This window comes from Syntrophaceae bacterium, from assembly GCA_013177825.1.
Classification (GTDB): domain Bacteria; phylum Desulfobacterota; class Syntrophia; order Syntrophales; family PHBD01; genus PHBD01.
The window spans coordinates 109,110-123,119 of sequence record JABLXX010000008.1; the positions used below are offsets into that span (position 1 = coordinate 109,110).

Annotated in this window: 11 protein-coding genes; 1 reads left to right on the forward strand and 10 read right to left on the reverse strand. The window is 58.3% G+C overall.

Annotation, left to right across the window (positions count from 1 at the left end; all coding sequences use genetic code 11):
- Positions 1–444 precede the first annotated feature (444 nt).
- The 3 genes from HPY65_15640 to HPY65_15650 form a co-directional block, all read right to left on the reverse strand.
- On the reverse strand, positions 445–2,310 hold the full coding sequence (locus HPY65_15640) for an acyl-CoA dehydrogenase (protein ID NPU85908.1): 1,866 nt from the start codon (positions 2,308–2,310) through the stop codon (positions 445–447).
- 53 nt (positions 2,311–2,363) lie between these two features.
- Positions 2,364–4,040 (reverse strand): AMP-binding protein, encoded by a 1,677-nt coding sequence (locus tag HPY65_15645; GenBank protein NPU85909.1) that lies wholly within the window; start codon positions 4,038–4,040, stop codon positions 2,364–2,366.
- Between the two features lie 95 nt (positions 4,041–4,135).
- A complete protein-coding gene (locus tag HPY65_15650; protein NPU85910.1) occupies positions 4,136–4,903 on the reverse strand; it encodes an enoyl-CoA hydratase in 768 nt (255 codons plus the stop codon).
- 248 nt (positions 4,904–5,151) lie between these two features.
- Here HPY65_15650 and HPY65_15655 point away from each other — a divergent pair, with 248 nt between their 5' ends.
- Positions 5,152–5,763: a TetR/AcrR family transcriptional regulator gene (locus tag HPY65_15655; protein ID NPU85911.1), complete on the forward strand. Its 612-nt coding sequence runs from the start codon at positions 5,152–5,154 to the stop codon at positions 5,761–5,763.
- A gap of 169 nt (positions 5,764–5,932) precedes the next feature.
- On the opposite strand, the gene HPY65_15660 is transcribed toward HPY65_15655, so the two are convergent.
- From HPY65_15660 to HPY65_15690, 7 genes are all read right to left on the reverse strand, one after another.
- A complete protein-coding gene (locus tag HPY65_15660; GenBank protein ID NPU85912.1) occupies positions 5,933–6,736 on the reverse strand; it encodes a hypothetical protein in 804 nt (267 codons plus the stop codon).
- A 3-nt stretch (positions 6,737–6,739) separates the two neighbouring features.
- Positions 6,740–7,234 (reverse strand): hypothetical protein, encoded by a 495-nt coding sequence (locus tag HPY65_15665; protein ID NPU85913.1) that lies wholly within the window; start codon positions 7,232–7,234, stop codon positions 6,740–6,742.
- 54 nt (positions 7,235–7,288) lie between these two features.
- Positions 7,289–8,737 (reverse strand): hypothetical protein, encoded by a 1,449-nt coding sequence (locus HPY65_15670; protein NPU85914.1) that lies wholly within the window; start codon positions 8,735–8,737, stop codon positions 7,289–7,291.
- A 320-nt stretch (positions 8,738–9,057) separates the two neighbouring features.
- Positions 9,058–10,203 carry an acyl-CoA dehydrogenase gene (locus tag HPY65_15675; GenBank protein NPU85915.1) on the reverse strand — a complete coding sequence of 382 codons (1,146 nt, stop codon included), beginning with the start codon at positions 10,201–10,203 and terminating at the stop codon, positions 9,058–9,060.
- Positions 10,204–10,300: 97 nt separating this feature from the next.
- On the reverse strand, positions 10,301–11,518 hold the full coding sequence (locus tag HPY65_15680) for a thiolase family protein (GenBank protein ID NPU85916.1): 1,218 nt from the start codon (positions 11,516–11,518) through the stop codon (positions 10,301–10,303).
- Positions 11,519–11,558: 40 nt separating this feature from the next.
- A complete protein-coding gene (locus HPY65_15685) occupies positions 11,559–12,332 on the reverse strand; it encodes an SDR family NAD(P)-dependent oxidoreductase (GenBank protein ID NPU85917.1) in 774 nt (257 codons plus the stop codon).
- Positions 12,333–12,354: 22 nt separating this feature from the next.
- Positions 12,355–13,689 carry an acetyl-CoA hydrolase/transferase family protein gene (locus HPY65_15690; protein ID NPU85918.1) on the reverse strand — a complete coding sequence of 445 codons (1,335 nt, stop codon included), beginning with the start codon at positions 13,687–13,689 and terminating at the stop codon, positions 12,355–12,357.
- Positions 13,690–14,010 lie beyond the last annotated feature (321 nt).

Genomic DNA, 14,010 nt, shown 5'->3' on the forward strand with positions numbered 1-14,010 from the left:
AATAGTACACTATTCAAGTTATTGTAGCTGATGTTGCTCACCGATGATAAATTGAAATATAGTTAATTTCAACGATGAAACCCCACCTCTCATCCAAGAAGTGGGGTTTCGTTTTGTCAGCTCATCTTTCTGTACCGGTTCTGCTGAAACGGTTTATGGATCTGGAACGTGTATCTTCCGGTCTTTCTGCTCCTGTGGTTCCACAAATTTGGGGCACACTATATCGCCTGAAACGGAGAAGTCAAGCGTTTTGAGCGGCAACCTGATAATATCATGCTATTTCTAACCATAACCATATAGGGATTCGCTTTATTAATTTGATTGAAATAATACCGGATTCAGCCTGTGGGAGTAGGAAGTAAGAAGATCAAGGACTGAGCCGACAGTTAGAACGCTTTTGTCGGCCCAGCCCTTCAGGCAGGCTTCTGATCCTGGCTTCTTTAACTAAACCGCAAACCCCTCGTCCGGGATGTCGATCGGGGAGAGGTCTTCGCTTTTGATGGCCTTCATGCCGGCGGCTACTTCCGGGAGGATGTGCTTGATGAAGTACCGGCAGGCGGCGATTTTCCCAGTGTAGAAGGCCGCTTCCGAGTCTTCCGAAGAAAGCGCTTTAAGAGCCGCCTTGTCGTCCGCATCGACTCCCTTCTGCGCGCAAATCTTCTCCAGAGTCTCCCGGGCCACGCGGGCCTGCCAGAGCAGGAGCCATCCGAAGACGGCCTTTCCCATCATGGTGAGGAACGTGTAGGCGTTCGAGACGGGGATCATGAATTTCCCGCTGGAGGCGCTGCCCGCGAAGAACATGCCGGCCTCGGCCAGGGTGTTGGCGGCCTCCTGCACGTCGGCGGCCAGGTCTCCCACCCCTTTTGCCGTAGCGCACTCCTGGATCGTCTTCTGCATCTCCCCCAGGAGCTTCATGAAATATAGGCCCTTCTTCATGCCGAGCTTCCGCCCCACCAGGTCGAGGGCCTGGATGCCGTTGGCGCCCTCGTAGATGGAGGTCGGCTTCACATCGCGCAGGAACTGCTCGACGGGATACTCGTTGCAGCAGCCGTACCCGCCGTAGACCTGGATGGCCGTCTCGCAGACCCGGAAGGCCAGGTCCGAGCAGTAGGCCTTGCAGACGGGTGTCAGCACCTCGATGATGCCGCGATAGGTGTCTTTCACGGCGGGGTCGGCGGTGCTCTCCATGACGTCGACGCACCAGGCCGTGTAATAGGAGAGCGCCCGCATACCTTCCACATGGGCCTTCATCCACAGGAGCATCCGCCGGACGTCGGGATGGCGGATGATCGGCACCCTCGGGGCCAGGGGGTTTTTCATCTCCTCCAATGCGGACCCCTGGAGGCGCTCCTTGGCATAGGCGAGGGCGTGCAGGTAGGCGATGGAGGCGCTGCCCAGGGACTCGACGGCCACGAAGATCCGGGCCTCGTTCATCATCTGGAACATGATCCGGATCCCCTGCCGCTCCTCCCCCAGGAGCTCGGCGTAGCAGGCCCCGTTCTCGCCGAAGCTCATCTGGCAGGTGGCGCTCCCGTTCAGGCCGATCTTATGCTCGATGCCGGGGATGGTGTAGTCGTTTCGCCTCCCCAGGGAGCCGTCTTCGTTGACGAGGAACTTGGGCACCAGGAAGATGGAGATGCCCTCCGTCCCCGCGGGATCGCCCTCGATCCGCGCCAGCACGGGGCTGATGACGTTTTCCGTCAGGTCCTGGTCCCCGCCGGTGATGAACTGCTTCGTCCCTTCCAGGAGGAACGTGCCATCGGGCTGCCGGATGGCCTTCGTCCGAATGTTGCTGAGGTCGGTCCCGGCGCCGGGCTCCGTCAGGCACATGTTGCCGCCCCACACGCATTCATACATCTTGTCCATGTACTTCCGCTTCTGGGCTTCCGTTCCATACGCCTCGATCAGGTGGGCGGCCCCGGCGGTCAGGAAGGCGTAGCCGACGAGGCTGAAGTTGTGCATGAACCACTCCTCGGTCATCATGCCGATGATGAGGGGGAATCCCTGCCCGCCGGCCTCGGGGGACACGCTGACGGTCGTCCAGCCGCCTTCCCGGAAGATGCGGAAGCTGCGGTGGAAGCACTTCGGAACGAGGACGTTGCCGTTCTCGACACGGCACCCCTCCCGGTCGCCCTCGACCAGGACCGGGAAGACGACCTCCTCCGCCATCTTCCTCGCCCCGTCGAGGACCATGTCGCACATGTCGCGGGAATAGTCGCCGAAGTGCTCCATCTTGAACAGCTCCTCAATCTTGAGCATTTCATACATCACGAATTTCTGGTCTCTTTCGTCGCATATCAGGCTGCCCATCGTCTTTGATTCTCCTTGTTTTTTTCGTTCTGGAAGGTCCTGGTCGATCCGCCCTACATCATGGTCCTCAGCTCCCGCTTGAGGATCTTGCCGACCCCGCTCAGGGGAAGCTGGTCCATGAACTGGATGACCTTCGGCACCTTGTACGGCGCCACGTTCTCCTTCAGGAAGTTCAGGATCTTCTCCTTCTCGGCCTCGCTCTTCTCGATGCCGGGCTTCAGCATGACCGCCAGGGCGACGCGCTCGGACCCCGGGCGCTCCGGGTCGGGGATGCCGATGGCCGCGGCCATCTCGACGTCGGGATGCAGGGCCAGCAGATCGTCCAGCTCCCGGGTGAAGACCTTGAAGCCGGAGACGATGACCATGTCCTTCACGCGGTCGACGATGTAGAAATACCCGTCCTCGTCCATGGTCGCGATGTCTCCCGTGTATATCCAGCCGTCCCGGAGGGTGCGGGCGGTTTCTTCCGGATTCATGTAGTAGCCCGTCATGATCTGGGGGCCGCGGATGATGATTTCCCCCGGCTCACCCGGCTTTGCGAGCTGTCCCGTCTCGGGATCGACGAGCTTGAACTCCGTGTCTGACATGGGGATGCCGATGGAGGAGGGCTTCTTCTTCCCGTAGCGGGGATTGAAGCAGGTGACCATCGATTCGGTCATCCCGTAGAGCTCGATCAGCTTGTTCTCCCCGACGATGTTCTCCAGCTCCCGGATCTTCTCTCCCGGGAACGGGGCCGCCACGCTCAGGCAGAACTTCAGGCCGCTCATGTCGACCTTCCTGAACTCGGGATTCTTGATGAGCTCGAAATAGACCGTGGGAACGTGAGTCATGAACGTGGGCCTGTAAGCCTTCAGCGCCTGGATCATGAAATTGGAGTCCCGGGGATTGGGCACGCAGACCTGCGTGACGCCCGAGGTGATCGAGACGCCGCCTAAGGTCAGGCCGGCGATGTGGAACAGGGGGAAGGCCGACAGGGCGATATCGTCGGGCCGGATGTCGATCCACGTCAGGAGCTGCTGGCGGTTGTACATGTAGCTGCGCTGGGTCAGGACGGCACCCCTGGACTGGCCCGTGGTCCCGCCGGTGTACATCATGAAGATGGTGTCGTCCATGGTGCGCCGGACGGCCACCGGGTCGGCCGGCATCGAATCGACGGCCTCCATGAACCGGACGACCGTCTTGCCCGGCAGGGGGCCGATCGGCGCCGTGGGGATCTTCTTCAGGAGCTTCCCCAGCACCTTCTTCACGCCGGGCAGGAAATCGGCGACCTCCGTGACGAGGACGCTCTTGAACGGGGCCTTGTCGGCCACCTCCGCGACCTTGTCGAACAGGAGGTCCACGGTGATCACGGCCTTGGCCCGCGAATCGTTCAGGTGGTGCTCCATCTCGTGGGGCGTCAGGAGCGGGCTCAGGCCCGTGGAGACGCAGCCCGCCTTCTGCACGGCGATGATGGCGATGAAATGGGCCGGGAGGTTCGGCAGGTGAAGGCCCACGACGTCGTCGGGCTTCAGGCCGATCTTCTGGAAATACCGGGCGAGACGGTTGGACAGGAGGTCGATCTCGCGATAGGTGATGGATTTCCCCATGTAATGCAGGGCCGTCTTGTCCGGGTACCGGTCGGCCACGACCCTGAACTGCTCTGCGAATGTCCTGTTCTCGTACGGGAGCTCCGGCGGGACATTCCTGTCATAACTCCTCAACCATGGCTTTTCCGCGTAAACATCACTCATAGACATCCTCCTTCAAAATGTTCATGGCAATGCCCGGCGGACGAAAACAACTCTGTCTTCGTTCGACGCTCGCTGTATACGTTATCGATCTGGGATTATTTTTTGCTCCTTGACTGGATGAATTTGATCACGGCCTCCTGGTGCTCGGTGCTCCGGATCCGCTCCGTCTGCCTCTCGGCCTCCCAGGCGAGGACCTCCTCCAGGGACATGTCGTGGCTCTTGTCCAGCCCATTCTTGATCAGGGACATGGCGGTGGGGGCTTTCTGCGCCAGCGTCTCGGCCAGCGCGGTAACCGCGCCGTCGAGCTCCTCGTCCGGCAGGGACTTGTAGATCAGGCCGATCGAGGCGGCGTCCCGGCCGCTGAGCCTGTCCCCCAGCATGGCCAGCTCCCGGGCCTTGGCCAGCCCGACCAGCCGGGGCAGGAAATACGTCCCTCCCAGGTCCGTCATCAGCCCGATGTGAATGAACGGCTGGATGAACTTCGCCTCGTGGGCGGCTAGGACGAAGTCGCCGGACAGGGCGAGGTTGGCGCCGCCACCCACGGCCATCCCCCTCACCTTGCTGATGACGGGCTGCCTCAACTCCCGGACGGTCTGCACCCAGCGGCCGAGGCGCTTCATGATCTCGTGCAGGTCGTCGTGGCTCAGCGAGTAGTTCCGCGGCGAGAGCTCCGCCCCCGACGAGAAGTTGCCGCCGGCGCCCTGCAGGACGAGCACGTTCACCTCCTCGTCCCTGCCGATGCGGTCGAGGGCGTCCTGGAAGTCGCCGAGCATCTCTTCGCTGAAGGCGTTCATCACGTCGGGACGGTTCAGGGTCAGGGTGCAGATACGGTTCCGGACATCGACAAGGACGGTCTTTTCCATGGGATCTCCCCCCTTTTTGAAATGAATGGACAGTCCGGCCTGCTGAAATGCAGATTGACAGGCGTGTAACCAGTGGTTACAGTAGAGAACACGCGACAGGAAAGCAAGCCTTTTTCATCACCGGAAGCCGTCTTTTCCGGGATTCATGACGGGGAACGATTCCTTCCCGGTGGACAAATCGTCCGTCGTCGCGATATCTTGACAGCGGTTTTGTTTCCCGACGGCACGGCCGGGAAGAAAGGAACCCCATGGAAGAGAACGCCACGTTTGCCGATCTCAAGAGCGAGGCGATCCTCGCCCGCCGGGAGCTGATTGTCGAGGCCGCGGAGCGCGTGTTCGCCGTCAAGCCGTTCCACAAGGTGAGCATCCGGGACATCGCCCAGGAGGCGGGCATCTCGCACGCCTTGATCTACCGGTATTTCCCGGACCAGCAGTCGATCTTCGTGGAGGCCTTCATCCGGGGCGCCGAGGAAATCGGCGGGGTCATCGAGCGGCTCATCGACGAGAGCGAGACGCCGGACATCGCGAAGATCAGCGACGCCTTTCTCTCCTACTGCATCGACAACGACCAGTACCTGAGAATGCTGACCCACTTCATGCTCGACGGCGAGCTTTCCCCGGAAAAAGTCGAGAAGATCAACGCGGCGGAGCGCCGGTTCTTCGACCAGTTCGACAGGCTCTTCCGTAAGATGAAGAAACCGGAGCCCGTGCGGCCCCTGTCCCATGCCTTCTTTGCGGCCCTGAACGGGGTCCTGATCACCTTCCGGAACTACCCCGGCCGCACGCCCGACGAAGTGAAACAGCACATGCTGAACGTCGGCCGGATGATCGACCTTGGTTTCAGCAATATCCGGACATGAGCACGGAAGGCTTCAAATAGGAAGGATTGGGAAGGAAGGACTAACCGTCAATTCCTGCGTCTGTGACGGGATGGCGTTCGGGATGCCGCACGAGCAGGACAATCAGGCTTATTGAAGAGGATAGAATCGGCACCATATTCATTCCTTATGAACGATCCCCGCACAGCGGTTATCGGAGGTCAGCCTTTACCATTTTCGAAACGAGATCATCAACCGCGGCCCGCAGTGAATAAGAGGCCTCTTTATACATATTGCTGGAATATTCTTTCTTTATGTCCTTGAATTTGTTGCGGACCTCTCCACTCCACACAATTCGATCAGACTTCAGATCCATCAGCTTGATGTCCGTAAGAGCCGTATTCCCTTCAATTTTAAATGATAGTGCGTTATTTTGATCGGCCACAATGGCACCAGCAATCGCTCCGGCCACTGCACCGCCGATGGCGCCTCCGACAACGCCACCGACGACGCCTATCATCAGGGCGGTCCCAGAGCTACCGGTATTTTCCAGCGCTTTATAAAAACCATAGAAATGCTTGATCTTTCCCATCAATACGTAATCATATTCTTTTCCCAAGTCGGATTTATCTTTTTTCGAATAATCCGCAACAGACACATCGACAAATTCCGTTTTTATGAATAGTTTTTTCTCTCTTACCTGATCCGCTATTGATCGTGACAATTGTTGCGCAACATTATAAACTTTCTTTTCTCCTCTCTTATTTAAGTAAGCCCATTCTTCCGTATAAAAATTGGCGTCTTCGATCAGGTTCTCTAATCTCGATTTGGCATATCTTTCGATATCAGGTCTTACATCATCAAAGACAATGACAGCCACTTTCTTATCTATGGTGATAAATTCCTTTTGATTTAAAATGGGAGCCTGAACCGTGCCTTGATCGGACGCGAACGATAATTGGACTGTCATCAGGACAACCAGCAAAGAAGATAATATGGTGTTTTTTCGTCCCATGATTCAGTCTTCTCCCATCTTCACTGTTTCTTTCTGCCCTCCTATCATAAACCACACTTGATCGAATAATTTATCCTCGTAATAAACCTCTATTTTCCATTTTCCCTGTTTTGCTTGTGCGGCACTGCCCTTGATCAGCAACTCTGCTATGATCGCCTCCGAAATCCAGAAACTTTTTATTTCTTGTTCCTTGTAAATGCTTTTGTCGGGGGCAAACCATTTGGCCGTCATGGTTGGAGGTGAGAAGAAACTGCTTGCAATAAACTCACACCACCATACGGCTTTTTCTTCCGATGGATCGAAGAAATTCTTTATCCCGGTGAGTTTCAACGGTCCCGGTAAAATAATATTCCCCTGCGGGATCGCCGACGTGGCCATGCCGGAGTCTCTTATTCTTGAATCCTGAGCGGAATTGCCTCGCGGAAACGTTGCGCATCCATTCATGACCGTGAAACCGACAATCATGCCGATTAAGATGAACATTCTGAGAGTTTTCATGTCGGCCCTTCCTGATGAATTTTGTGGACAATGGATCCCTCTTATCCGGTTTCATCACGGAGAACGATTGATTCCAAGATCCCGGACTTGCAATATCTTCTTTTCAATTTTCATGGCGTGCAACTCGACCGGCTTCGGAGTGATGGCTGCATTTTCTTCTGAAAGTTGAAACGGGCTTTGAGAAACCTTTTGCTTCAATGAGTCGGGGCGGGCATCCTTCAGGGGGTTCCAAAGCAGAAGATAAAAATTTGTTGTTTCCTTCGATAAATCGTAATCACTGAACAGGAAATACCTGCCCTGCGATTTCACCGCCGACCTTACTCCAACGGTTGGCTTCTCCGGCGATATGCATGATTTTTCATTGCCATCCTCATCAATCAGGAAAGCAAAGTAATTTACTGGTTTCTTGTAACCTATAAGATAGCCCCATACACCGTCACCAGTGACTCCGGCGATGAGAAACTGTTGATCGTATGCGCTCACGATGACCCTTGGATAAGTGATCTTGTTCATGTTGTACTGGCGGCTCCACAAGATGTTCCCCTGGGACGTGAACCTGGATACCCCCGCATTGGCCTGTCCACTTCCCGTTATGCTCACAACATTTGCAACGGTGGCGATAATCCTTCCTTTATTGTCGATCACTAAGCTTTGCGGCCAGATACGCTTCGTATCCGGGCTTTTGAGAGTTTTCGCCCATATTGGCTTCCCTTCGAAATCTGTAAGGAATAAACCGAATTTCTCCGTTGCACTGAAAAGAACGGCCAAGTTTCGATCCTGGGTTTCCGTTACCCGGAATTGATCCATTACTGATCCAGTTGAAAGATGATAACAGTTTGCCCAAAGCAGATCGCCTTTTTCAGACAACTTAAAAAGCAATGGGCCGCCTTTATTTTTATCCTTACATCGGGGAGAACTACCGGAAAAGATATATCCTTTATCGGCGGTTTGAACGGCATTGTTGAGATGGAAATCAAATCCACTCATATAGTAATCAATAACCGTAGCCCATTGGATGTCGCCCGTGGAGTCGGTCTTGATGATCAGGGGATACTGCTGTTTGTCCGTTGATTTGAGAGGAGTAAAAAGCATGCTCTTGCTCAAGCCTACGAGGAGAAATCCGCCATCCGAGGCGGCAACGGCGAAAAGTGCACCATCCGCACCACTGCCATCGTACGTTTTCGCCCAGATAACCTTCTGGTCCGCTGAAATCTTCACAGCCAGGTAGTCCATAGACCAGCCGAAACTTCGCACGGTATCACCGAAGAGCAGACAGGCTCCTTCTTCCGTGCAGGCAATGCTCATCCCGGAATCAATCCCGTTTCCGCCATAGAGGAACGCTTGAACGCTTTGATCCGGTTGACCCGGAGCCGAAGCCGACAGCGATTTCTGACGAATGCTATCGCTTCCCGGAGGAAGCGTCGTCGCACACCCGAGAAACAGCAGGAGAGCGATGGACCAGGTAAACATGGCGTAGAATCGTCTCATTTCCTTGCCTTTCATGTAAAAAAAACCCGCCTTCCTTGAAAGAAGCCGGGGTTGAATTGGTAGGTTCGTTGTTTTTCATACCGTTGCCTCAGAAACGGTTCACGATTCCTGGAAATCTTCTATTTAACTCCTGTCATTCCCAAAAAATTGCGTCACTATATCGTCCGAGGCGGAATTGTCAAGTCTATTTACGACAACATCTCAATATTATGTACTTTTTGAATAATGATGCGCTGGATTCATGCTAAAAAGGCAGGGCCGGGTGCTCCGCTTGGAAATTTCACGGAACACCCGGAGTGGGGGGATACTGTTTTAATGCTTCTGGGGGGCTGTTCTCAAAGACCCATCATCCGCCCGACGATGACCTTCATGACCTCCGTCGTGCCGGCGAAGATGGGGATCACGCGCACGTCCCGGGCGAAGCGGCAGATGGGGTATTCCTCCATGTAGCCGTAACCGCCGTGGAGCTGAACACAGTGGTAGGCCACCCGGTTGGCCATCTCGGGGATCCAGTATTTGGCCATGGATACCTGCTTCACGATGTCCTTCTTGGCGAGGAAGTCGCTGATCAGCGAATTCAGGAACGTCCGGCCGATCTCGATCTCCGTGGCCATCTCCACGATCTTGAAGGTGTTGTGCTGGAAGGAGCTGACGGGCTTCCCGAAGATCGTCCGCTCCTTGCAGTATTTGACCGTCATGTCCAGCATGGCCTCGGCCATGGCCTGGGCGATGATGCTCACCACCAGTCGCTCTCCCTGGAGCTTCTGCATCAGGTAGTAGAACCCCTGCCCTTCCTTCCCCAGGAGGTTCCCGACGGGCACGCGGCAGTCCTCGAAGTTCAGCTCCGCCGTGTCCTGGCTGTGGAAGCCCATCTTCTTCAGCTTCCGGCCGCGGGTGAAGCCGGGGGTGCCGTCCTCCACGCAGATCAGGCTGATGCCCTTGAAGGGCGGATCGGCCTTCGTGTCCGTCTTGGCCGCCACGATGACGAGGTCGCAGTGGATGCCGATGGAGATGAAGGTCTTCGCCCCGTTGATGACGTAGTGGTCGCCGTCCCGGACGGCGGTGGTGCGGATCGAGGCCAGATCCGAGCCGGTGCCCGGCTCCGTCATGGCGACGGCGGTGATGATGTCGCCGGAGGCGCAGCCGGGGAGCCATTTCTGCTTCTGCTCCTCGTTGCCGAAGGTGTGGATGTAGGGAACGATGATGTCGCTGTGGAGCCCCGCCAGGAGGCCGTGGGCGCCGATGTAGGACAGCTCCTCGTTGATGATGACGGAATATTCGAATCCGCCGCCGGCGCCGCCGTACTCCTCTTCCAGCCACGGGCAGAGGAAGCCGTTCTCGCCCATTTTCTTCCACACCACCTTGGGGACGATGCCGACTTCTTCCCATTCCTCAAGGTAGGGGATGACCTCTTTCGCGAGGAATTTCTTGAAGCTGTCCCTGAACACCTGATGCTCTTCCTGAAAAATCGTCTCTGCCATTCGAAACCCCTTTCCTGATGAGATGACTCCGGAATGAAAGAACGGCCGTCGTTGCCGCGGCCCCCGGCATTCCCAGGGACCGCGTGCCCGGGGATGCTCAGACCCTGATGACGATCGCCTCGCCCTGCGCAAGGCCGCCGCAGATGGACGCCACGCCGTAGCCGCCGCCCCGGCGCTGGAGTTCGTAGGCCAGGTGCATGGTGATCCGGGCCGCGCTGGCGCCCACGGGGTGCCCGATGGCGATGGCGCCGCCGTTGACGTTGGTCTTGTCCAGGAGCTGCTTCCAGATCGCCGGGTCGCCCCCGGCCAGGAGCTTGGTGGAGACGAGGGGCATGGCGGCGAAGGCCTCGTTGATCTCGATCAGGTCCATGTTCCCGATCTTCAGTTCTACCCTCTTGAGCGCCTTCGCGATCGTCTGCGCCGGGATGGTGGCGATGCCCCGGGGATCGGTCGCCGAGCTGACGGTCGCCAGGATCGTCGCCAGCGGCTTCAGCCCCTTCTCTTTCGCCTTCTTCGCCGTCATGAGCAGGATGGCGCTTGAGCCGGCGCTGAGGGGCGGGGCGTTTCCCGCCGTGACGGTGGGGCTGCCGTAGATCGGCTTCAGTTTTGCCAGCGCCTCCAGGGTGGTCTTCCGGGGGGATTCGTCCCGGTCGATGATGATGGGCTCCCCCTTCTTCTGCGGGATGACCACCGGGATGATCTCTTCGCCGACCTTGTACTTCCCCTCGGCAAAGGCCTTGGCGTACTTCTCTTGGCTTCCCTGCGCCCAGGCGTCCTGCATCTCCCGCGTGACGCCGTGCTCGACGGCCACCTCGCCCGCATCCAGGGCGACGGAGTTGAACCCCTTGGACTTGTAGCCCAGTTCGAAGAGGCAATCAATCAGCTTGATGTGGCCGAGCCGCTTTCCGCTCCGGAGGCCCGGGGCGAGGTGCGGCGTCCGCGGCATGTTCTCGGAGCCCACGGCCATCACGATCTCCGCCTCCCCGGCCCGGATGGACATGACGCCGAGTCGCAGCGCCGTGAGGGAGGAGCAGCAGGCCCGATCCAGCGAGACGGAGTTGTTCTCCGCAGGGAAACCCGCCAGAAGCGTGGCCTGCCGCCCCGGGACGTCCGTCTCCAGGGCATACTCTGCAGGAATGCAGCTCCCGTAGTAGAGGTCGTCCACCTCGTCCGGCTTGAGGCCCACCCGCCGGAGGGCCTCCTTCATCACGATCACTCCCAGGTCGATGCTGGGGATGTCGGCCATGGCCGACTCGAAGCGGCTGAAAGGCGTCCGGACCGCACTGACGATGACGATTTCTTCCTGATTTACCATTCTGATCTCTCCTTTTTAATCGCTGAAACACCCCTTGCTGCTATTTCGCGGCCATCCGGATCGCGCCGTCCAGGCGGATCACCTCGCCGTTCAGCATCGGATTCTCGATGATCTGCCGGCACAGCATGGCGAACTCCGAGGGCTCGCCCAGACGCCGCGGGAAAGGAACCATCGCCCCCAGCGCGTCGCGGGCGGCCTGCGGCAGGATTGCCAGCATCGGCGTGTTGAAGAGCCCCGGGGCGATCGTCATGACGCGGACGCCGTAGTCGGCGCACTCCCGGGCCAGGGGCAGGGTCATGCCGACGACGCCGGCCTTGGACGCGCTGTAGGCCGGCTGGCCAACCTGGCCGTCGAAGGCCGCGGCGGAGGCCGTGTTGATGACGACGCCCTTCTCCCCGTCGACTCCCGCCTCGTTCTTGACCATCTGCTCCACGGCCAGGCGGATCACGTTGAAGGTGCCCACCAGGTTGATCTGCACGACCCGGTTGAAAAACGAGAGCGCCATGGGGCCCTTCTTGGAGAGGAGCTTCGCGGGGTCGCCCACGCCGGCGCAGTTGATGGCCGTGTTGATGCCGCGGAAGGCGTCCACCGCCTTTGCGACGGAGGCCAGGACACTCTCCTCGCTCGTCACGTCGGTGCTGCAGAAGATGACGCCGGCCCCCAGTTCGGCGATCAGCTTTTCCGCCCGGTCCTTCTGCATCGGCAGGTCGAAGATGGCGGCCCTGCCGCCTCCCCCCGCGATCATGCGGACGCACGCTTCCCCCAGTCCCGACGCGCCGCCGGTAACCACCGCCTTCACATCTTTCAGGTTCACGGATCTCTCCTTTCGTCCCTCTTTATTTGGTCATGTAGAAATTCTTCTTCAGGCTGTTTCTCAGCTCCCCCCGGAGGTCCGGGTGGGCGATCTCGATCAGGGCAAGGCCCCGCTCGCGTCGCGTCTTGTAGCGGATGTCGGCGATGCCGTACTCCGTCACGACGTACTGGGCATAGAATCGGGGAACGCTGACGGGCGTGCCGAGGGGCAGCTCCGGAACAATCGCCGAGACGAACGAACCGTCCTTCAGTTTCCGGGACGAGTAGAGCATCGTGATGCCCCGGCCGCCCCGGGAGTAGAAGGTGCCCACCATGAAGTCGAGCTGCCCGCCGACGCCGCTCACCATGCGGTGGCCGATTCCCTCCGAGGCGATCTGGCCGCTCATGTCCACCATCATGGCCATGTTCATGGCGACCATGTTGGGGTGCTGGGCGATGAAGGCGGGGTTGTTGGTGTAGGAAGACGGGTAGAATTCGCAGACGGGATTCTCGTGGACATAGTCGTACATGGACTGGTCGCCCATGCAGAAGGTCGCCACGGTGACGCCCTTGTGGAAGGGCTTCTTCGCGTTCGTGACGATGCCCTTTTCCACGAGCTGGGGCAGGCCGATGGGGAACATCTCCGTCAGGACGCCCAGGTCGTGCTTGCCTTCCAGGCCCGCCACGACGGCCTCCGGGATGGCCCCGATGCCCATCTGGATCGTATCGCCGTCTTTGAGCAGCTCCAGGGCATAATCCCCGATCTTCTTCTCCCGCTCCCCCGGCGTGGCCCGGCCGACCTTGGGGATGGGGGTCGAGTTCTCCACGAAGACGTCGAACTCGGAGATGTGCATCCAGTTGTCGCCGTAGATCGTCGGCATCTGGTCGTTCACCTCGGCGATGGCCAGGCGGAGCTTTCCCTCCTCGCGCCCTCTCCGGATGGCCTCCATGGTGTAGAAGTTCGTGAGGCCGAGGTTGATGAATCCCTGGGAGTTTGGCGGCGTCGTCATGCAGATGAAGACGTCGGAGCGTTTCGCGTACTTGTCGCCACCCTCGGAGCTCATGAGGGGCAGGTAATCCGGCAGGCGGGACTCGATGATCTTGCGGCTGGCACCCGTTCCGAAGGACGGGTCGAAGTTGATGTGGCCGTCCAGGCCTTTCATGAACTCGAGATCGTAGAGCCTCGACGGGCGAACGGCGACGGAATCGCAGATCCGCACCCCTTTCAGCTCTTTCCCCCGGTCCAGGATGGCGTCGAACATGGCCGGGGAACAGGAACCGACGGCCAATCCGATCCCCACGAAGTCATTGTTGCGGATCTGCGCGGCCGCACCGGCCAGGCTCGTCGATTTGCGCTTGTACTCCTCCCTCCAGTCCATACTCCCTCCTTTCGTGTCTGCCCTGTTCCTCCCAAAACAGGGACGTTGAACGGACGACCGCCCCCTTTGCGGTCCCCTGCCTTCCCACGACATGCATGGAACGACACGATACAGAGCAAGGGGCGTGCCCTCATACAACCGGGACGCGTTACACTTTGTTATTGATTGATATTTTACTTGGTGAGGCGGTGCTGCATCGTGGGATCGATGAACCCGTGGTTCACAAATTGAATCAGATGATTCATTTTATGAAGGAATGTTAAGTATTGACCTGCCCCCAGAAACGAGGCCAGTTTTTGTGCTGGGATTGCGGCATAAGAC